This is a genomic window from Bacteroidota bacterium (assembly GCA_016183775.1).
Lineage (GTDB): Bacteria > Bacteroidota > Bacteroidia > JABDFU01 > JABDFU01 > JABDFU01.
In genome coordinates, this window is the sequence record JACPDY010000098.1 from 1 (window position 1) to 20,687 (window position 20,687).

Below are 20,687 nucleotides of genomic sequence, written 5' to 3' on the forward strand. Positions count from 1 at the left end.
CTTATGGACATCTATACCGCAACCGGTTGTTACAACCTGTTTGAATTTTATTTCTTGCATTACGTTTCATGTTTTGCACGAAGTTAAATATTCATCCTCGGTTGGTGTGCTTCATTCTAGCTCATGACCATTTCATGTTTATGTTTTTTGGTTTAGTATACAATACTAATACATAATTCTGTTTTAATTTTGAAGTTGATAAGGATCAGGCTTGTTTTGTAAAATTCACTCTTATTTCATGAAGATCATTGGTGTAATTATACTGAACGGTAAAAGCATACGAACTGCAAATTTGCTTAACAATTGCCAGTCCGAGTCCCAGGGAATCGGAAGAGGGGTTTGCTTTTCTAAATCGTTGAAAAAATTCATAGGTCTGTTGTTTTAGAGGCAGGCCTGAATTGGATATTGTGAGTGTGTCCTTGCTTGTTTCAACAAATAATTCGCCTCCCCTGATATTGTGTTTTATGGCATTACTCAGTAGGTTGCTGATCAGTATATCGGCCAGGATAGGATTCATAGGTACAATTAGCCCGGCCTGCAAAGATCTTTGAACCCTGATCTCTTTGTGAAGGATCAGGTCATCAAACAGGTTTAATTTTTTTTCAATGAGCTCTTTAATGTTAACCGGTTGAATGCCGGTAAACTGGTTGTTTTCAATTTTAGTGAGGAGGAGCAAGGCCTGGTTAAGTTTTGATAAACGGGTAGCGGATTCGTAAATGACTTGTATCTCTTTCATTTGCTTCTCATCCAGTTTTCCTGACTGGATCATGAGCTCCAGCCTGGATCTGATAATCGCTAAAGGAGTTTGTGTTTCGTGTGAAGCATTTTCGGTGAACTCTTTCATGTTGCGGTAATCGTTCACTATTTTTGAGGTCATTTGTTCGAGTGCTGTATTAAGCTCTTGAAATTCCCTGGTTGTTGATCTTTCAAATTCTACGGGCCCCCTGGAAAGTTCAAAAGATCTAAGGCGCTCAAGTGTTGAATAAAAAGGCGCCCAGGCATTTCGCATGAAAAAGTAATTAAACAACAACAGCATCGCAATTAAAATGGCCAGTATCCAGCCGATCGTCGAAATAATACTTTCAACCAGATCGTCCGATTCGAGTGTTGGTTTAAATATGGTTGCCTGGTAGTAATCATTCCCAATGCTGACAGGAAACAGGAGCATACGATAGGGGATAAGTTCACCTTCAAAATTATCCATCAGGAAAGTGTCTTTCATTTGTTCTTTCACCTGTCCGGTAACAGGAACAAATGTCAGCGAATCGGCGAGCATAAAGACGTTTTCGGGCAATACATCTTTATTTTTTATGAACCCGGTTACTTGTAGTTTTTCCTGTTGCAGTCGTTCATTAGTATTTTCATTTATTACAGATAACAAAGAGAAATAGAATAATACTCCGCCAACTGTGAAAACAGCAAGCAATATAACCAGGTAATACAGGTTGGTTTTGGTTAATAGCTTCATGTGGCATTTAATTTATATCCCACGCCATACACAGTCTGAATATAATCTTTCCCGCTTTTTTCAATAATTTTTTTTCGGAGATTTTTGATGTGTACATAAATAAAATCGTAGGAATCGGCCATATCCATGTGGTCACCCCAAAGATGCTCCGCTATGGATTCCTTGGTGAGTACCCTGTTTTTATTTGATAGGAAATACAGCAGCAGGTCGTATTCCTTTTTTGTAAGTACAACAGGTTGGTTGTTTACCATCAACTGCATCTCATCGGGTATGAGTCGCATTTCATTAAAAGTGATTTCATTCTGCCCTTTGAAATGTCTTCTGCGGATGACAGATTTAATTCTGGAATTAAGCTCCGACAAATGAAAGGGTTTGGTCAGGTAATCATCGGCTCCCCAATCAAGACCGGTAACTTTGTCGTCCAGTGAGTTTTTCGCTGAAATAATTATAACACCGACATCGGGCTTTTCTTTTTTTAGATTTTTCAAAATAGTCAACCCGTTTCCTCCCGGTAAAGTAATATCAAGCAGGATGCAGTCGTAATTATGCAGTAATGCTTTTTCTTCTCCGCTATTAAAATCGCCTGCAAATTCACAACTATATCCTTCCTGGCTTAAGTAGGTAGAAATAGAATCCGAAATGCCTTTTTCATCTTCTATAATGAGGATCTTCATGTCATAAAAGTAAGGATAGATTCTGAAGGAATGTTAAACCGGGGTTTTCATTGTCATGTTTATAATAGCTGATGGTATTATTTAAAATAGTGGGTTTAGAATTAGAGTTTATATCGAATAAGCTTTTTTGTGGGTTTTAGTGTTTTTGTGCTTTAGTGGCAATTGAATTTTGGCCACTAAAGCACGAAAGCTCTAAATTTTCCCCCATATATTTTTGAAATTGTATATAATAATCTAATTCGGTATAATCTCTATTTATCATAAATCATTTTTCAAGAACATTGTTTATTTCCCGGGTTTTTCGTAGTTTTCAAATATGTCAGGTCTTAAATATATCTTCTCTTTTGCGTTTGCCATGCTTTTCAGGATTATGTATCCGCAATGCACTTTACAGGTAGCTGCTAATGTTTCGGATGAAAGTTGTCCTGCTTCATGCGATGGAAGGATTAAACTGACGGTTACAGGCGGTACACCGGCATATACCTACAGCTGGTCTGACGGACAAACCATATCCATGCCTAAAAATCTATGCCCTGGTACTTATACCTGTGTTGTTAGCGATTTTGCAGGCTGTGCTGATACGTCAGTATATGTTATCGCGCCATCGACTTATATTTTAACTATCATCAAAACAAACCTTACTTGTTTTGGGCAATGTGATGGAAGCCTTTATGCGGACGCGTCTGGTGGGTCACCGGTATACACATATTCCTGGTCGCCCGGAGGACAAACAACTGACAATCTGAATAATTTATGTCAGGGTACATATACAGTATCGATTACTGATTCTAAAAGTTGTGTAATTGTAAGAACAGTATCTATAACAGAGCCTCAATTACTTACTGCAGGCATTGTGGTAACTGATGCAAGTTGTTCGACCTGTAATGATGGTTCTATGACTGTTTCGGCAGACGGAGGCAACAAGCCTTATAACTATTTGTGGCAGCCTGGTAATTTTACCACTGCAAAATTAATGTCAATGGGTCCCGGAACCTATACTGTCTGTGTTACCGATAAGAATGGCTGCACCGTTTGTACGTCAGGGACGGTCAACGCTCCTGTTGGAATTGACGATCAAACTCTGTCCGAACAAATCAAAGTGTATCAGGGCGCTTCTCCCGGCTATATAATGATTGAAATTCCTACTCCCATAAATGCGGTACTTAGTATTTCAACATTGCTTGGAATGCAGGTTTATCAATCAGAGTGGAATAATAACGATTCAAAAAGAGCTATCCAGGTTGATCATTTATCATCCGGAGTGTATTTATTCTTGTTGCAGCAAGCTGATGGATCTGTATTTGCACGAAAGCTTGATTTGCAAAATATTCATTGAGGTTGTTTGCTTTTTTGCACTTCCGATTCTATCCCATAATTAAGAGCCAATTTCTTTTCAAGAATCAAATTTGTTTCGTTTGAGCAAGAGTAATTTATTTTACAATAATTTTTTTACTGTACATTTTCTTATCCGTAATAAAAGTAACTATATAAGCAGCAGCCGGTAAACTTTCATTTATTTTAATCAAAGTGGCAGCATTGCTGACAACAATTACCTTTGAATAATATTTTTCTCCTAACATATCATTAATAATAATTTCCCCTTTTTCATCTTTCAGTCCTGAAAGCATAATATTAATTCCGGAATCATAATAGGTTTCGATTATGATGGCATCGCCGATAAACTCAATATTGACAATTCCGGAATACTGGGACTTCCCATCATAATCCGTTTGCTTTAAACGATAGTATGATAGCCCGTTTACAGGGTTATTATCTTCGGTATAATAATTTAAGGAAGTGCTGCTATTCCCTGCGCCTTTTACTTTCATCAGCTCTTCAAAGTGAACCCCGTCAACTGATCGCTCAATAGTAAAGTAGTCATTATTTATTTCCGTCGCGGTTTCCCAGTGCAGATCAACGGATTTATTATTTGGTTTTGCTTCAAAGATTATCAATTCAATTGGTAATGGAGAACCCACACTTCCCACTCCAAAAGGAGAAAAATTTGAAATTCCCGTAACACTTCGTGTATAGGGATTGATTCCGGATGACGTACCTTCACTCTGAAGCGCATCCCATTTTGTTCCATTGTGATGGCTTATAAAACAATTGGTTCGGTCAAATCCACTAAGTTCTTCGCTGCCATTCCATTGTGCTGTAACGGACGCATTCGAGCCTCCGGCAGTAGCTTCGTTAATAGTCCATGTATTATTGACGGTATTGGAAGAGATTTGAGTGCTGCCATTACAGGTGCCTCCGGTGCTGATATAATTACAGACTTTTACATCAAACCTGTCAGCAGTGCCGGTTGAATTATCCAATGTTATAGGAGAGTATGAAGTTGAGCTGGCGGAATAGGCTACAGGGAAAAAAACAGCCCCTGTTCTTCCTCCACTACCGATGTTTTGCTGTCGTAAAAGACCTGTACCATTGGTAACGATAAAACTTGCATTGCTCCCTCCTGAAATACTGCCATTACTTCCAATTGTAAGATCATTGGTTCCTAATGTAACATATCCCGTTGTTAAGGTAAGTACATTGCTAACCGTCATTCCATTATTCAATGTTATATTATTGGCTGATAAAACAGTCAGATTTTTAAATGTGATGGCAGAACTGCCCCCAATATTTTGGCCGCTTGTGCCGCTCATATTTACCACTTGTCCCGAATCCACAAATGAACCGTTGTTAAGCACATCTCCATAAAATGTTATGTTAGCTCCGTTGGAGATTTTAAAATTACCATTATTGGTAAATTGGTTCTGAGCTTTTGCATAACTGCACATAAGTAATAATACAATTTGTATATATATCTTTTTCATAGTTATTTTTCTTTCGGTATTTAGTCGCTTATTTTATTTATGGTAATAATAATCGAGGGAATAGAAGGCCGTGTTGGATTTGTTCCTGCACTCACGGCAAATAATCCGGCAGAAGTGCTTGTGGAAGATTGCACTAATTCAAAATAATCATTTACCACTGCAGGAACAATAAATGTTACTGTCAGAATACGATAATCCCCCGAATTTTGTAATGAACTGCGGCTGTTTGTCCGAGCCACATCTGCACCATTTTGGCGGAGCCATATATCAATATCGGCAGATGCCCCGTGTAACTGTGCAGAAAATGTGACAAGATATGTTCCCGTAACTTGTATTGTTATACGGGAAGGGTTAACGGTTGTACTATGTGTTACCTGGTTAATAACTTCATCCGTCTCATAGGCTATTGCTTTTGCAGTAGTTGTAGATGAAACAAACTGGCTAACACTGCTTGAAAAACAGGCATTTGGTTGATTCCCCATTGTTCCTACCCATTTTGTTCCATTCCATGCATAATAGCCAACTGCTAATGCTCCTCCGTTATTATATACAAGCATTCCTGCGGGGACAGGTGCGGTTAATGGTGTAACGGAATCTACGTTTTGTAATGTTACCCTGGGTGGGAGTAAGCCTTTATTTGTACTCTCCAATTCAAGCAGGGAGTTTGCATTGATCGTATTAGGATTATCGCCTATTTTAACCTGTGCATCCAGACTAAAGATCAATAAAATAAAACAGGCGCAAAATATGATTATAATTTTAGCATCCTTCTGTGAAGCTATTGGCTCTATTGGCTTAATGATTGTTTTCATATAATATGGCTTTATAATTGTTTTTCTAATAAGTTGTACGAAGCAATACGCTCCATTGAGGCCGTTTTTCTGTTAACAGCTGTAAATATTCTGCTAATGACGCTATGGGATAGGGAAAGTGACGGAAAAGAGGATTAAAAAGAGGTAAGTAGAGGAAAATGTAATTTGGATACAGCGGTAATACTGATGCGATACCCGATACTGTAGTCTAATTTGAATATTTTTCTCTCTCGATCGCTATTATACCACAGGCTATTTTATAACAGCGGATAGTATAAAGAGATCTTCAGTTTATAGTTTGCCTCAAACTGGGTAATAGAACTGTGAATTTCGTTCCGGTATCCGTTTCGCTTTTAAGGCTGATTTTTCCCTTAAGTAACTTTACTGCGCGTTTAACGATATGTAATCCAAGCCCGCTTCCCGTTGATTTATCAGTGCCCCTGAAGAAAATATTAAAAACTTTCTTTTGGATTTCTTTGCTAATTCCGATCCCATTATCACTAACGGTAATTTCAATCCCCTTTTCAACCTCATTAATATCAACAGAGATACAAGGAACAACCTGAGTTCCGGTTTTACTATATTTAACAGAATTCATAATAAGGTTGTATAAAATAGTATCTATTAGATTTTTGTCTGAATAAAAAGGAGATTGTATTTTGATATTTGTATTCCAATTAATGGCAGTTCCTGACACTATTTCTGAATTTTTTATAACACCCAATATCTCGTTAATGTTATTAACGAAATCGATTTTTATTATTTGATTTTCTGCGTGAGAAAGGTGAATCATTTTAATAAAATCAGAAAGAATATTATCCAATCGCACTGCGCTTAATTCAATTTTTTCAAGTATTTTTTCGACAGGCAAGTCGGTATATTTGTTTTTAGCCAGGTTTAAAAGTCCCAAAATTGATGCGTTGGGGCTTCTCAAATCATGTGCGGCACGATACATGAATGTATTCAATTCATCAGTTCTTTCCTTTAATTGATCTTCCCGCTCCTTCAGCTGTTTTTCAGTTTGAATATAACCGGAAACATCCCGGATCAGTAACAAAATCTGTTTTTCTTTTAATGGAGTGTTGAAGGATGTAGAAGAAATCAAAACGGAAATTTTCCGTCCTGATTTGGCCACCAGTTTAGCAGAGTAATTACTTATTTTTTCACCATTAATGACAGGGGTAAATAGCTTCCGCATAAAACGGTCGAAACATTTGCTATTGACAAGCAGCTTTCGTAAAAAGTAATTGTGCTGCCCTTTCTTTCTCAGATTAATATTGAGAATATTCGCCCCTTCTCTGTTAATAAATTTTAATTCTCCTTCAGGGGACAGTACAATAAGAATATCTGTAATTGCTTCAAGAAGAGTTCTGATTTTCAATGACTCATAAATATGAAAATCAATACACTCATTCAGCTCAATATTGTCCGAGATATGTTTTACCAGATTTCGGATTTTAATAAACGATCCTTCACCTTTCGTAATATAGTCATACGCTCCATGTTTTAAGGTATCCGCTGCTAAACGAATACTGTCTTGAGAGGAAAGCATGATAACTTCTGTTCCAGGATGTGATTGTTTTATAGATTTTAAAATTTGCAGTCCATCTAAAGCATCAGGAAATTTGCTGTTTAAATAATAATCCAATATAACTATCGTTGGATTATAATCTATACTTTGAAGACACTCTTCTCCGGTAAAGAACGTTTTGATGTCCGTTATATTATTACTTCCCCTTGTCAAAGAATGCTTCAGAGCGTTAACGAACATTTTATTGTCATCTACGAGAAATATTTTCACCTCTTTCTTATGAGAAGCTGTAAAGGTCTTTGTCCGCTGAGTATTCATCTGAGTATTCCTTTGAATAGATATTAGGATCCGAGCTCTTTGTTTATGGGTTGTATGAAAGATGTACTGCTATATTCTATTATTCATTGCCCATTTAACCTTTTTGTACAATTCACTAAAGTTAATGGGCTTTGGAATAAAATTCTCCGCTCCCCAATCAACAGTTATTGCGGGAATATGTGAATCACTTAAGGACGAAATAATAATTAAGGGGGTTTTACTGAAATAAAATTGTTTGAGCAGGTTCAATAATTCTAAACCCGAAATTCCCGGCATTATAATATCGCAAATAATTAATTCGGGTTTTTGTTTTTCTATGATTTCAAGAGCCTGGATCCCATTCGAGGCTGTTAAAACATCATATCCTTTCCCTTTCAGTTTGCTTGAAAGAGCAATTCGGATCAACTGATCGTCATCAACAATTAATATTTTCATAGAATAGTCCTCCATTTTAAAATATGTTCGTAAGTAAAAAAAACAGCAACATTAATCCAATTACAAAAAGAAGTGTCACTTTGCCAAAGCGCCTGCTTTCTTTGTCCATCGTTTCAAACGATTCTATGTCAGAGGAAATGTGCGTAATAATATTTTTTATTTTAATGAAAGCACTTTCGTCTTTAGTAATATAATCATAAGCACCATGATTTAATGTATCCATTGCAACATTAATATTTTCCTGTGAAGAAAGTATTATCACTTCTGAATGAGGCCTGATCCGTTTGACCCTTTTTAATACCTGGATCCCGTCAATCGCATCGGGATAATTTTTATTCAGGTTATAGTCTAAGATGATTATTTCAGGATTATACTTGTGCAAATTTTTAATACATTCTTCCCCGGTAGGGAAAGTCATAATTTCATGTGGATGAATATTATTCTTGACCAATGAATGTTTTAATGCACTGGCAAACATCTTGTCATCATCTACCAAAAATATTTTTATGTTGTCTGTCGCTTCCATGATATTATAAGTTAATAACAAATAATTTTCAGTGTCTATTCATAATAATCTATGCCCTTTTGTAAATTTTGCATTGATAATTGCAACCAATGTAAAAATGCTTATGAGCGCTGCTAATATCACCAGGTGGGTGTAATTTGGAATGAAATAGGATGTTCCTATGGGAACTAACATTGCGAGTATTACCGAAATTGTTATCACTTTACCAAAAAGTTCCTGTTCTTTCATTTCCTGTTGCAGTTTTATTTTATCGAGAATTCTCGTGATGAGATGTTGCAATCGGACAAAAGCGCTTTCGCTTTTAATGATATAGTCAAATGCCCCGTATTTAATACAATTGGTTGCAATTGTAATATTTTCTTGCCCGGATAACATGAGTACGGGTATCTGGGGTTTGATATTTTTTAGCCGTTTGAGTATTTCTACGCCATTCATGGCATTGGGGGTTGACTTGTTAAGAGAGTAGTCCAGTATAATTATATCAGGATCAATAACATGAATATGTTTAAAACATTCCTCGCCGGTTTTGAATGAATAAACCCGATATCCAGGATAATTCCTGAACCTGTGTTCAAGTGCCTGACGATACATTGGATCATCATCGACTACAAAAATCTTTACCTCTTTCTTTTTAGAAGGAACTGAGGTTTTGACTGTTAATGTTTGCGTTTCCATGACTGTTATGATTTAGTTTACTTCTGAGTGGTTGTACGGAAATTATTTCCCCTTTATTCCATTTTTCTGTGAATAGCCATAAATTTTCTGTGAATGGAAATAAAAAAGGGCAGGATAGGTGAGGAAGTATTGAAACGAAAGGGAAAGAAGGGACTAAAAATTAAGCGGAAATTTCTTAAGATTATTTAAAACATATTCAACCGCTTTAAAACTTCTTCGCGGTATGTTTTGCCAATTGGGATGAGTTTCTCGTTATAGGAAATGGCATTATCTTCAATGCTGTCAATGGCATCAATTCTAACGATATATGAGCGATGGACGCGCATATATTCTTTTGGGGATAATTTATTCTCCATTGCATTCATGGAGGAGTGAATAATAAATTTTTCTTTTGCTGTATGCAGAACCACATAATCAACTAAAGCCTCAACATATACAATATCTGCTTTTTTTAATTTTAAAATGGAAGTCCCGCTTTTCACAAATACAGTATCGTTACTTATATGATACGTGGCTTGTTTTTCAAATATATTTCTTGCTTTTGATACTGCCTGAAAAAACCTTGGATATGTTATAGGTTTCATTATATAGTCTGTAACGTTATGTTCAAAGGCATCTAATGCGAACTCTTTATGGTGGGTGGTTAAAATAATCTGTGGTAAATGTTGTTTTGCAGTATTAATAAATTCCATTCCGTTCATTTCAGGCATTTCAATATCAAGAAATATTAAATCTATTTCTTTGTTATTTAAAATAAAAGATAAGGCACTGATAGGGTTTGAAAATGAATGGATTAAATTGAGAAACCCTGCTTTCTCAATGAAATGTTCCAATGCTTTTCTTGATAATTCGTGATCGTCAATAATAATACAATTCATCTGTGTATATTTTTAAGCGTTTAATGGTCAGATGCCTGCCTGTCGGCAGACAGGGAATACGCCATATGTTCATTAAAAAAAATTAGGAGAGACGTTTAATTTCAACTTTTAATTCTTCCAGTGCTTTTATGCAGGTAAACTTTGTCGTCTCAATAAGATCAGGCAAAGACTCAAGATTTGTTCTTTTTTCAGCAAATTTTTCGATATTGCGTACAACTTCTCTAATACTATGTATTCCCATAAAATCAACGGATGATTTCATTGTGTGGGCAATTATTTTTAATTCAGGCCATCTTTTTCCGGCAAATGCACTATCCATATCACTAAGTGTTTTAGGAGTGTCAGCAATGAAAGAATTAATCATTTCAATCATAAATTCCCTGCTACCCTCTGCAATCTGTTTCAGGTAGGTGAGATCAACACATTTTACACTTTCGGTATTTATTTTGGGTTCTAGTTCTAAAGTAACTTGTTGGGGTTCTGAAACCGGATCCTTCCGTAACAATTTTAACATTTTTTGATATAATTTTTTATTATTCAGAGGTTTGGAAATATAGTCATTCATTCCGGTTGCCAGGCATTTTTCTTCTTCACCAATAATTGCGTTAGCAGTAACAGCGATTATAGGAATCAGGGATTTAGGAGGGGATAGTTGTTTTCTTATATATTTCACTGTTTCGTATCCATCCATCTCCGGCATGTGCATATCCATCAGAATAATGTCGTAATCAGTTTGAGCTAACTTTTCAATGGCGATCTTTCCGTTTTCTGCAATATCATATTTCAGGTTCCATTTATTGAATATTTTTTTTGCTAAAATCTGGTTCATTGGATTATCTTCAGCCAGTAAAACATTTATTCCTTCCAGTCCTGTAAATGCAAATTCCTTTTCATTTTCACCCAACTCTAACTGATCTTCTTCGCCTTTTGTAAAAGTGATAGTAAAGGAAAATTGAGAACCCTCATTAATTTTACTTTTAACCGAAATACAGCCACCCTGAAGTTCTATTAATTGTTTTGTTATTGTTAAACCAAGTCCCGTCCCTCCATATTTACGGGTCGTATCTCCACTTGCCTGTACAAAACTTTCAAAAATAGTTGGCAGCTTATCTGCCGGGATTCCGATTCCTGTATCAGTTACGGTAAAAAGAAGCGTATAGTCATTATCCCTTTGTTCTTTTAACTGAACATCAATACTGACCGTTCCTTGCTCAGTGAATTTAATTGAGTTACTGCAAAGGTTTAATAATATTTGTCTTAGTCTCACAATATCACCGATAATAACAGGGGGAACATTGTCAGAAATAGAATAATTAAGTATAATACTTTTGGAATTTACTGTAAAATGCAGGGTTTGTATTATCCCTTCTATTACTTTCCTTAGCTTAAAAGGGTGTTTTTCAAATGTAATTTTTCCGGATTCTATTTTTGAAAAATCAAGAATATCATTGATAATTGAAAGCAGGTTATCAGCAGATAGGTTAATTACTGTAATACATTCTTTTTGTTCCTCATTAAGATTATTTTCTTCTAATATCTTAGCCATTCCTATAATTGCATTCATTGGCGTGCGAATTTCATGGCTCATATTAGCCAGGAATTGTTCTTTTACTTTTTTTGAATTTTCGGCGAGTTCTTTTGCGCTACGAAGTTCCTGCTCGTAATTTTTACGTTCTGTTATGTCAAGATAAATACCGATAGAACCTATGATATTCTGTTTTATATCATATAGAGGAGCTTCACTGATTAATGCCCACATTATTTCCCCTCCTTTTTTTCTCATCTGTATTTCAAACACATTTTCCTGACCCAGCATTTTTTTGATATTCTGAAGGCTTATTTTTGATTTATATTTATTCCCGGTAAAAATTGCATCCAATGTGTTTTTCCCAATCAAATCTTCCCTCATATGCCCTGTCATTTTACAAAATCTTTCATTAGGATAAATGATAACATCATCATTGTTTATTTCTAACAATCCCAATCCCATGTTTTCGATTATGCTTCTGAATTTTTCTTCGTTTAATTTAATTTGTCCCTCTGAATATTTTAATGTGTCAACCAATTCATTTATGTCATTCATTGCGATTTCATTGGACCTCAAAATTTGGAGCATATCTGTAATTGTATCATGCAGCGCAAAATCCGTTAGTAATAAATTATGTTTTTTAAGTTCGTCAACATTAGTAATCCAGGGGGAAATAAGAAATATTACTTTTTCTTCCGTAGCCATACAGATAGCCTGACCTCTGAACATAAGCTTTTCTTCCTTAGTGGATTTAAGAATAAAGATTTGTTGTGAATATTCTAAAATAGAATTGAACTCAGGCAATATGCTAAACGGACGTTCAAACTTAAACTGGTTGGGAAATTGATCATTAATTATTGCAGGATATAATTTTAATAAACCTTTGCCGGCATCAATAATACATAAGGATTTATCTATAATAAAATAGAATGGAAATAACTTATTAGGATCAATATTGGATAACGGAGACATGCGTATTGTTTACCATTTTACCAAAAAAACATTATGATCAAATCCTTCGTCTGTATTTTGCAGCAAAGTTATTTGTGTTTCTGTTTTATACATTTTGCCCAGCCCTTGTAAGAGGCCGAAAACAAAATCTTTTAGTCCTTTTCGTTGTGAATAATAATGCACATGTAAAGAATTTTCCTCAATATCAGATATTTTAAACTCAGGAGGAGTAAGTTTAGGATAAATAAGCATAACCCGGCTATGAAAACCGGGCAGATTAATTAAAAATTCTTTCAAATTATTTCCACCGGCCTGCATCAGTGATCCATAATGCTGTTGTCCTGTTTTTAATACCCAATATTCCCCAAAAGAAATAAGCACATCCCTAAGCGAAATATTCAACACCTCTGATGCAGCTCCTGCCAACTTATACGTAATATCATCAGGATAAGGTTCATTACTTAAAAATGATTTTACGTTCACTCCGCTTTTTATTTTTACTTCATTCCAGGCCTTTTCCCCAAAATTTTCAGTTACAAGTCCCTGTATAGCTTTATTTACTATTCCGTACATGATTGAATTTTAAGGTAATAATAAGTAATTATTTTAATTTAAAGTTAATAAAAACAACAAAAACCAACGTCTAAGTGGTTGTTAGGAAATTTGTTAGAATCTAAAAAGTAAAGAATCTATGCTTAAATAAATCAGCCGTTACTATAACTACAATGATTATATTTGCATCTAATAACTTAATTTTGATTAAAACCTGCTCAATCACCTGCAAATTATTTGCAAATGAAAGGTTTAAATCATAGAACTCAATGGGGAATTAGCTCAGCTGGCTAGAGCGTTTGCATGGCATGCAAGAGGTCACCGGTTCGATTCCGGTATTCTCCACCTTCGCCCTCCGAAGCTCCTCGAATCCGACAGGATGAGAGGAGCGAAGGGGGGCTTAGTTTTTAATAGACATCAGATTGAATAATTTCGGAAGGGGAAGTCTACGTTTGTTTTATTTTCGTTTCAAATTTTTCGTAAATTTTTTCGGCGGTTTATATGCATCTTCTGTCACCTGTGTTTATCAAATCAGTATAAACAAGTAACGGATGTACTGCATTATCTCGTATCCTATTGCGCTCATAGAATTTCCTGTATACTTACATTTCTCTTCACTTCGTAACTGCTAAGAATAAATTTTAATGTAATAAAGGATGATTTTAATCATATTCATTCTGCTTAATATCTGCCACATTAGAGTTCAAAAACTAAAAGATGGGTAACATTGAACTGATGTCACCTGCAGGGTCATTTGAGTCATTGCATGCCGCTATTGAAGCAGGGGCTGATGCTGTTTATTTTGGTATAGAGCAATTGAATATGCGGGCCAGGTCAGGCAATAATTTTACTTTATATGATCTGGAAGAAATATATAAAATATGTTCCGGGAAAAAGGTAAAAACATACCTGACATTAAATACAATAATTTATGATCACGATATTTCTTTAATGAAGAAAATTGTAATGGCTGCAAAGAAAAATCATATTAATGCCGTTATCGCCTGTGATCAGGCTGTTTTGGGATATGCAAAAAAGATTGGAATGCAGGTTCATATATCTACCCAGGCAAATGTAAGTAACCTGGAAAGTGTACTATTCTACTCTGAATATGCTGATGCTGTTGTACTTGCCAGGGAATTAAGTTTGCGGCAGGTTGCAGATATTGTAAAGCAGGTCAGAAGAAAAAACATCAAAGGCCCCTCAGGAGAGCTGATAAAAATAGAAGTATTTGTACATGGCGCGTTATGTATGGCTGTTTCCGGAAAATGCTATATGAGTTTGCATTCCCATTACGCTTCGGCAAACAGGGGAGCCTGTATTCAAAATTGCAGGAGAAGTTATATTGTAAAGGACAAGGAAGAGGAAATTGAATTTGAAATTGACAATGAGTATATCATGTCATCCAAAGATTTATGCACAATCGACTTTATTGATAAAATTATTGAGGCCGGCGTTAATATTATGAAAATTGAAGGGAGAGGACGCTCCGCTGATTATGTATATACTGCAACGAAGTGTTATCGTGAGGCCATTGATTCTTATATCAATGGAACATACAGCAAAACAGGAATTGATAAATGGAAACATGAATTAGCCACAGTTTTTAACAGGGGCTTTTGGGAGGGCTATTACCTGGGGAAGAAAACCGGGGAATGGGCGGATACTTACGGTTCAAAAGCGACGAAAAGAAAAATATATATGGGAAAGGGAATAAAGTATTTCAGTAACAAAAAAGTCGGAGAATTTAAACTTGAGTCCGGGCAGCTATCTATAGGTAATAGTATAATGATAATAGGGCCGACAACAGGTATAATCCGCGATAAAGTAGCAGAATTACGTTTACAGGATACATCGGTTCAGTCGGTAAGCAAAGGAGCGGTTTTTTCTCTTCCGTTAAAGAAAAAAATACGTCCTTCTGATAAATTGTATAAAGTGGTTGAAGCCGAATGATACGGATTATTCATCAGCGCGATAAATGCATTGGATGTAATGCCTGCGTTGAAGCAGCCTGGTCAAGATGGAGAATGTCGCGGAAAGACGGGAAAAGTATTTTGATTGGCGGGATCAAAAAAAAATATATTTATTCGGCAGTTGTCGGCGATGACGAGCGAAGCGAAAATATTCAGGCATCCGTGAATTGCCCTGTAGGAATAATACAATTAATACAAATGTAAAATGGGAATGGACAAAAAGATGGAATCCTTTATGGAAAGTCAGAAAAATTTAACCCTGTGTACGGCGGTTGATAATGCGCCTCATTGTGCAAGTTGTTTTTACGCTTATGTAAGCGAAGGCCATTTTGTTGTATTTAAATCTGATAAAAAAACACAACATGTATATAACGCATTTATTAATGATAAAGTTGCCGGCACAATTATTCCGGATATTGATAAAACAGGAACCATAAAAGGCATTCAATTTATCGGAAAATTTATTGTGCCAACCGGAGCTTTTGCCGAACAGGTGAAAAAAAAGTATTATGGCAAATATCCTTTTGCCCTGGCGTTTGCCGGAGATTTATGGGGAATAGAATTGCAGTCGGTTAAAATGACCGACAATACGCTTGGATTTGGAAAAAAGCTGAGCTGGGAGAGATCAGTATCTGAAAAACAAACTTTATGAAGAGAACGAAAAGTCCAAATGAATCGGAAACAATTATGACTGAAGTTGTTTTCCCAAATGACACTAATCCTATGGGAATTGTGCAGGGAGGAAGAATAATACAATTAATGGATATAGCTTGTGCCGTTTGCGCTCAAACACATTCGGGAAAGGTAGCTGTTACCGCTTCTATTGATAAAGTTTCCTTTAAGGAGTCTGCAAAATTAGGGGATATATTAACTGTGAAGGCGAAAATTACAAGGGCATTTACTACTTCTATGGAGATTTATGCGGAAGTATGGGCCAAGCGCTTGCCGGATATGAAACCGTTCCTTGCAAATAAAGCCTTCTTTACATTTGTTGCTCTTGACGAGAACGCAAGGCCTACCGTCGTTATACCATTGAAACCCGTAACATCCCATGAAATAATACAATATGCCGAGGCATTGAAGAGAAGAAAGAGCAGAATAAAACAATAATAAACTTAACTATGGAATTCAAAACGATAATAGAACCATTTAAAATAAAAATGGTTGAGCCGATTAAAATGACAACGCGTGAAGAGCGAAAGATCTTTTTAGAACGGGCACACTATAATCCGTTTCTGCTAAGTTCGGAACAGGTAATGATTGATTTGCTTACGGACAGTGGTACATCGGCTATGAGCTCCAATCAATGGGCCGGTATAATGATGGGTGACGAATCCTACGCAGGCGCTAAAAGCTGGCAAAGAATGGAAGCTGCAATCCATTCACTTACCGGATTGGAGTATATTTTTCCGACTCACCAGGGAAGGGCAGCCGAACGTATTTTGTATGGTTACCTCGGAGGCAAAGGAAAAACATTTATCAGTAATACACATTTTGACACCACTCGTGCCAATATTGAATTTTCGGGTGCTGAAGCGATTGATATTCCAATTGCCGAAGGACTTAATCCGTCATTGATACATCCCTTTAAGGGAAATATGGACTTGAAAAAATTAGAAAGGTTGATCAGGCAAAAAGGCCCGAAAAATATTGGAGGAGTTATACTTACGGTTACTAACAACAGTAGTGGTGGGCAGCCTGCAAGTATGGATAACGCGAAAGGCATAAGCCGGATATGCAAAAAATATAAGGTGAATTTTTTCCTTGATTGTTGCCGTATTGCCGAGAATGCCTACTTCATCAAACAGAGGGAGAGCGGCTTTGAAAAATATACTTACAAAGAAATCGCGCAGGAAATGTTTTCACTCACAGATGGAGCTATTATGAGCGCAAAGAAAGACGCATTAGTGAATATGGGAGGATTCCTGGCGTTAAAAAATAAAAAGCTCGCAGATGCCTGTAGAAATCTTTTAATAATTACGGAAGGCTTCACAACATACGGAGGACTTTCAGGCAGGGATATGGAAGCTATCGCCATTGGCCTGGAAGAAGTTTTTGACGCCAATTATTTGCATTATAGAATAAGCAGTACGGCTTACCTTGGGAAAAGGCTTAATAAAATGGGTATTCCATTAATAATGCCTATTGGAGGACACGCGGTTTATATTGATGCGAAATCGCTTTATCCGCACATCCCGGTTAATCAATACCCCGGACAAACCCTGGTATGTGAACTTTACCTGGCAGGAGGCATCCGTTCTGTAGAAATAGGTTCTGTAATGTTCGGTAAATATGACAAAAAGAAGGCACTCATTCCCGCATCAATGGAACTCGTTAGGCTGGCTATTCCAAGGAGAGTTTATACTCAAAGTCACATAGAATATGTAATAGAAATTTTTGAAAGGCTCTTGCTAAATCGAAAAAACACCAAAGGCTATAGGATTATTGAAGAACCTGAATTTTTAAGACATTTTACCGCTCATTTCATGCCGGCTTCCTGACTTGCTTTATTTCAACGGATTTTAAGTTTCCCAGGCACAAGAATGACTTTTTCTCTACTCTTTTCCTATTATAAAAATATGATTCAAATCATATTATATTATGAGGAATAGTTACATCTTTGGGCATTCGATATCCGGTGCAGATGATAATTCCTTCAAACAAACAAAAAGAAGCACCTTCATGCGACAAGTGTGAATCTTCGCATAATTCTATTTTTTGTGTTTTAAACAAGGGAGAGTTAGCTGAGCTCTCAGAAAGCAAGTCATATATTTCATATAAAAAGGGGCAGATGATATTTTATGAAGGGAATCATCCCCAGGGTTTGTATTGCATATATTCCGGAAAAGTAAAAATTCACAAGTTAGGACATGATGGGAAAGATCAGATCTTACGCCTTGCAAAAAAGGGGAATGTGATTGGGTATCGTGCATTGTTGGGCGATGATAGCTATCACGCATCGGCTACAGCAATGGAAGATTCAGTAATATGCTTCTTCCCTAAAGGGGTATATCAAAATCAAATCATTTCAAATGCCTCGCTTTCAATGCAGATTATAAGACTGCTCTCTGCCGACCTGAAATTAGCAGAACATAAAGCGATGAATATGGTACAAAAACAGGTGCGTGAACGAATTGCTGAAACTATTCTGATGTTAAAAGAGTTCTTCGGGCTTGAGTCTGATAATGCTACCATAAATACTGTTCTTACGCGGGAAAGTATCGGAAATATTGCAGGTACTACAACTGAAACTGCGATAAGAATTTTATCCGAGCTTAATAAAAATAAAACTATAGAGTTATTAGGAAAGAGAATAAAAATCCTGAATAGCAAGGAATTGATAAAAATTGCCAATATTAATGAGTAGTATTCTCTATTCTTTTCGGCACCGAAGTAAAGTAGTTCGTTGGCATCTCTTCTCGTTGTATTGGTTAAATATGCCCGGTCAGCTCAATAAATCAGAAAGAGTAGAGTGGGTACGGCAGTCTGTTTTTTCGAATTTCCTATTTAAGTACTGTGAGTAAAAAGGAAAGAAAAGATAAATCTTCCAACACATCATCAGCCGGCTCCATTTCCGACAGAAAACTATATTTCTTCATTTTTGCTTTCTCTTTTTTACTCTATGGAAACACCATTAAGAATGGATTTTCTCTTGACGATGAATATGTTTCACGCAATCATGATCAGGTAAAGAAAGGCATAAGCGGTATAGCCGAAATTTTTTCGACGTATTATACGGCCGGTTCAAATACAACACATTTATATGGATATCGTCCAATTACAAAAGCAACTTATGCGATTGAATATAGTTTGTTTGGAGAGAATCCTCATGTGAGCCATTTTATCAATATTATTATTTATGCTTTAATCGGAGTGGTTATTTTCCGTATGCTCAAAAAGTGGCTTACTAATTATAACATTGTTTTCCCCTTTTTAATTACGCTTTTATTCCTATCTCATCCCATACATACTGAAGTTGTCGCCTCTATAAAAAACCGGGATGTATTGTTAACATTTCTCGGAAGTTTTATTATGATATATTTCTCGCTCCGGTATATTGAATTAAACAAGTTTACCTATCTTCTGCTTTCAATTCTTTTTGCAGTTTTTGCTTTCCTCTCGAAACCGGAAACTGCTCCGGCCGCAGTTATTATTCCATTTGTCGTATATTTTTTCACAAATTCTTCGGTAAAGAAAGGTATTTGGATCGCGCTTCTCCTGACTGGTCTGGGGATATTGGTGCATTTAATGATAAGTGTTAATCTGCCATACCTCGGGAGACCAGAGAATACTATGGAGTTTCACGATAATCCGCTATACTTTATAAAGGACTGGTCGATCCGGTTGGGTGTGGCTTTTAATTCACTCTATTACTACCTGCGGATGCTTATTGTACATTATCCATTGCTTTATTTTTACGGATACAATACAATTCCTATTGAAAGTGTTTTTAATGTAGTTCCTCTTTTATCCTTGTTCATTCATCTCAGCATGGCGGTTTTTGCATTTCTGAATTTGAGAAAAAAAAGTATTCTTTCATTTGGAATTATTTGGTATCTCGTTTACGTTTCAATAATTGCAAATATTCTTATCCCGGCTGCAGGGATTGTAGCTGAGCGTTTTATTTTTGGCGCTTCATTCGGATTTTGTATTATACTTGCCTATTTCCTGTTGAAATTTTCAAAGGTGCATTTTGAATCAGTATCCAAACGCTTTTCAGGGAATCCAACTTTTGTTTTTCTTTCAGGTATTATTCTTTTGCTATTTACGTGGCAAACAATTTCGCGAAACAATGACTGGAAGGACCAGCTCACACTTTTCCGCCACGACATACAATATCTGGACAATTCGGTAAAAGCGCATGAAACGCTAGGTGCTTCATTAATGAAAGAGAGTAATTTCGCAAAAAGTGAGGAAGAGCGTGCGCGGATAGTAGCCGAAGCCATAGGACACTATAAGCGCACATTGGAAATCTATCCGGACTTTGCAATGGGTAATAATAATCTTGGAACCTTTTACGCTAATCTTTATAATGACTGCGAAAATGCCATTCCTCTTTTTATAAAAGCTATAGAAGTTGACAGTTCTTTCGGCGAGGCAATGATCAATCTCGGATTGTGCTACACCCGTCAGTCAAGAATTGATGATGCGATCAGCATGCTGGAGCGCGGAATAACAATTGAACGGGGAAAATTCATGATCTCGTACACTACTTTAATAGCTTTATATTTTGAAAAAGGAAACTCAGAAAAGGGGATAAGATTATTTGAAGAAGCGGTGAAGTTTTTCCCGGATTCCGAAGTGCCATATAGGGAAATGGGAAATCAATATATCGCAAAAGGAGACACTCTTGAATCCGTAAAGTATTTTGGGTTATCCCTTAAGATTAAAGGCGACAGCCAGTTAAGTGATTTTGTTTCCAATTACTTTTACCGAAAAGGTGATACGCTCCGGGGGAAAGCGTATCAAATACAAAAAAGATAGGCTATAATATGGCCGTTAATATTTAGAAGTGTTAAATACGCTGTGTTCAAATCCGGAGTA

Annotated in this window: 20 protein-coding genes and 1 tRNA gene; 9 read left to right on the forward strand and 12 right to left on the reverse strand. The window is 36.3% G+C overall.

Annotated elements, in window-relative coordinates; all coding sequences use genetic code 11:
- Window positions 1-205 precede the first annotated feature (205 nt).
- Together HYU69_12435 and HYU69_12440 are read right to left on the reverse strand one after the other, a co-directional pair.
- Window positions 206-1,468, reverse strand: coding sequence for a HAMP domain-containing histidine kinase (locus HYU69_12435; protein ID MBI2271145.1), 1,263 nt, complete (start codon window positions 1,466-1,468; stop codon window positions 206-208).
- The gene (locus HYU69_12440) at window positions 1,465-2,142 is read right to left on the reverse strand and encodes a response regulator transcription factor (protein ID MBI2271146.1); all 678 of its coding nucleotides are present in this window, start codon (window positions 2,140-2,142) and stop codon (window positions 1,465-1,467) included. The genes HYU69_12435 and HYU69_12440 overlap by 4 nt, the downstream gene beginning before the upstream one ends.
- A 316-nt stretch (window positions 2,143-2,458) precedes the next feature.
- Between HYU69_12440 and HYU69_12445 the strand changes: the two genes are divergently transcribed.
- The gene (locus tag HYU69_12445) at window positions 2,459-3,478 is read left to right on the forward strand and encodes a SprB repeat-containing protein (GenBank protein MBI2271147.1); all 1,020 of its coding nucleotides are present in this window, start codon (window positions 2,459-2,461) and stop codon (window positions 3,476-3,478) included.
- Window positions 3,479-3,572: 94 nt separating this feature from the next.
- Here HYU69_12445 and HYU69_12450 read toward each other — a convergent pair whose 3' ends face one another.
- The 9 genes from HYU69_12450 to HYU69_12490 form a co-directional block, all read right to left on the reverse strand.
- Entirely contained in the window at window positions 3,573-4,964 is a 1,392-nt protein-coding gene (locus HYU69_12450) for a T9SS type A sorting domain-containing protein (GenBank protein MBI2271148.1), read from the reverse strand.
- A gap of 20 nt (window positions 4,965-4,984) precedes the next feature.
- Window positions 4,985-5,776 (reverse strand): hypothetical protein, encoded by a 792-nt coding sequence (locus HYU69_12455; GenBank protein ID MBI2271149.1) that lies wholly within the window; start codon window positions 5,774-5,776, stop codon window positions 4,985-4,987.
- Window positions 5,777-6,062: 286 nt separating this feature from the next.
- Window positions 6,063-7,625: a hybrid sensor histidine kinase/response regulator gene (locus tag HYU69_12460; protein MBI2271150.1), complete on the reverse strand. Its 1,563-nt coding sequence runs from the start codon at window positions 7,623-7,625 to the stop codon at window positions 6,063-6,065.
- Between the two features lie 69 nt (window positions 7,626-7,694).
- Complete coding sequence (locus HYU69_12465; GenBank protein ID MBI2271151.1) at window positions 7,695-8,060, reverse strand: response regulator; 366 nt, start codon at window positions 8,058-8,060, stop codon at window positions 7,695-7,697.
- 16 nt (window positions 8,061-8,076) lie between these two features.
- The gene (locus HYU69_12470; protein ID MBI2271152.1) at window positions 8,077-8,586 is read right to left on the reverse strand and encodes a response regulator; all 510 of its coding nucleotides are present in this window, start codon (window positions 8,584-8,586) and stop codon (window positions 8,077-8,079) included.
- A gap of 39 nt (window positions 8,587-8,625) precedes the next feature.
- The gene (locus tag HYU69_12475; protein MBI2271153.1) at window positions 8,626-9,261 is read right to left on the reverse strand and encodes a response regulator; all 636 of its coding nucleotides are present in this window, start codon (window positions 9,259-9,261) and stop codon (window positions 8,626-8,628) included.
- A gap of 185 nt (window positions 9,262-9,446) precedes the next feature.
- Complete coding sequence (locus tag HYU69_12480; GenBank protein ID MBI2271154.1) at window positions 9,447-10,139, reverse strand: response regulator transcription factor; 693 nt, start codon at window positions 10,137-10,139, stop codon at window positions 9,447-9,449.
- Between the two features lie 82 nt (window positions 10,140-10,221).
- Window positions 10,222-12,639: a response regulator gene (locus HYU69_12485; GenBank protein MBI2271155.1), complete on the reverse strand. Its 2,418-nt coding sequence runs from the start codon at window positions 12,637-12,639 to the stop codon at window positions 10,222-10,224.
- Between the two features lie 9 nt (window positions 12,640-12,648).
- Window positions 12,649-13,191 (reverse strand): heme NO-binding domain-containing protein, encoded by a 543-nt coding sequence (locus tag HYU69_12490; protein MBI2271156.1) that lies wholly within the window; start codon window positions 13,189-13,191, stop codon window positions 12,649-12,651.
- A gap of 250 nt (window positions 13,192-13,441) precedes the next feature.
- Here HYU69_12490 and HYU69_12495 point away from each other — a divergent pair.
- Window positions 13,442-13,515 (forward strand) — tRNA-Ala (locus HYU69_12495).
- A gap of 152 nt (window positions 13,516-13,667) precedes the next feature.
- On the opposite strand, the gene HYU69_12500 is transcribed toward HYU69_12495, so the two are convergent.
- Window positions 13,668-13,742 carry a hypothetical protein gene (locus HYU69_12500; protein MBI2271157.1) on the reverse strand — a complete coding sequence of 25 codons (75 nt, stop codon included), beginning with the start codon at window positions 13,740-13,742 and terminating at the stop codon, window positions 13,668-13,670.
- Window positions 13,743-13,887: 145 nt separating this feature from the next.
- On the opposite strand from HYU69_12500, the gene HYU69_12505 reads away from it, so the two are divergent.
- The 7 genes from HYU69_12505 (at window position 13,888) to HYU69_12535 (ending at window position 20,627) form a co-directional block, all read left to right on the forward strand.
- Window positions 13,888-15,123 carry a U32 family peptidase gene (locus HYU69_12505; protein ID MBI2271158.1) on the forward strand — a complete coding sequence of 412 codons (1,236 nt, stop codon included), beginning with the start codon at window positions 13,888-13,890 and terminating at the stop codon, window positions 15,121-15,123.
- The gene (locus HYU69_12510; protein MBI2271159.1) at window positions 15,120-15,347 is read left to right on the forward strand and encodes a ferredoxin; all 228 of its coding nucleotides are present in this window, start codon (window positions 15,120-15,122) and stop codon (window positions 15,345-15,347) included. The genes HYU69_12505 and HYU69_12510 overlap by 4 nt, the downstream gene beginning before the upstream one ends.
- Before the next feature lie 31 nt (window positions 15,348-15,378).
- Window positions 15,379-15,795, forward strand: a complete 417-nt coding sequence (locus HYU69_12515) for a hypothetical protein (GenBank protein MBI2271160.1) — start codon at window positions 15,379-15,381, stop codon at window positions 15,793-15,795.
- Window positions 15,792-16,253, forward strand: a complete 462-nt coding sequence (locus tag HYU69_12520) for an acyl-CoA thioesterase (protein ID MBI2271161.1) — start codon at window positions 15,792-15,794, stop codon at window positions 16,251-16,253. The genes HYU69_12515 and HYU69_12520 overlap by 4 nt, the downstream gene beginning before the upstream one ends.
- An 11-nt stretch (window positions 16,254-16,264) precedes the next feature.
- On the forward strand, window positions 16,265-17,644 hold the full coding sequence (locus HYU69_12525; GenBank protein MBI2271162.1) for a tryptophanase: 1,380 nt from the start codon (window positions 16,265-16,267) through the stop codon (window positions 17,642-17,644).
- A 143-nt stretch (window positions 17,645-17,787) separates the two neighbouring features.
- Entirely contained in the window at window positions 17,788-18,510 is a 723-nt protein-coding gene (locus HYU69_12530; GenBank protein MBI2271163.1) for a Crp/Fnr family transcriptional regulator, read from the forward strand.
- Window positions 18,511-18,659: 149 nt separating this feature from the next.
- Window positions 18,660-20,627 (forward strand): glycosyltransferase family 39 protein, encoded by a 1,968-nt coding sequence (locus HYU69_12535; protein ID MBI2271164.1) that lies wholly within the window; start codon window positions 18,660-18,662, stop codon window positions 20,625-20,627.
- Window positions 20,628-20,687 lie beyond the last annotated feature (60 nt).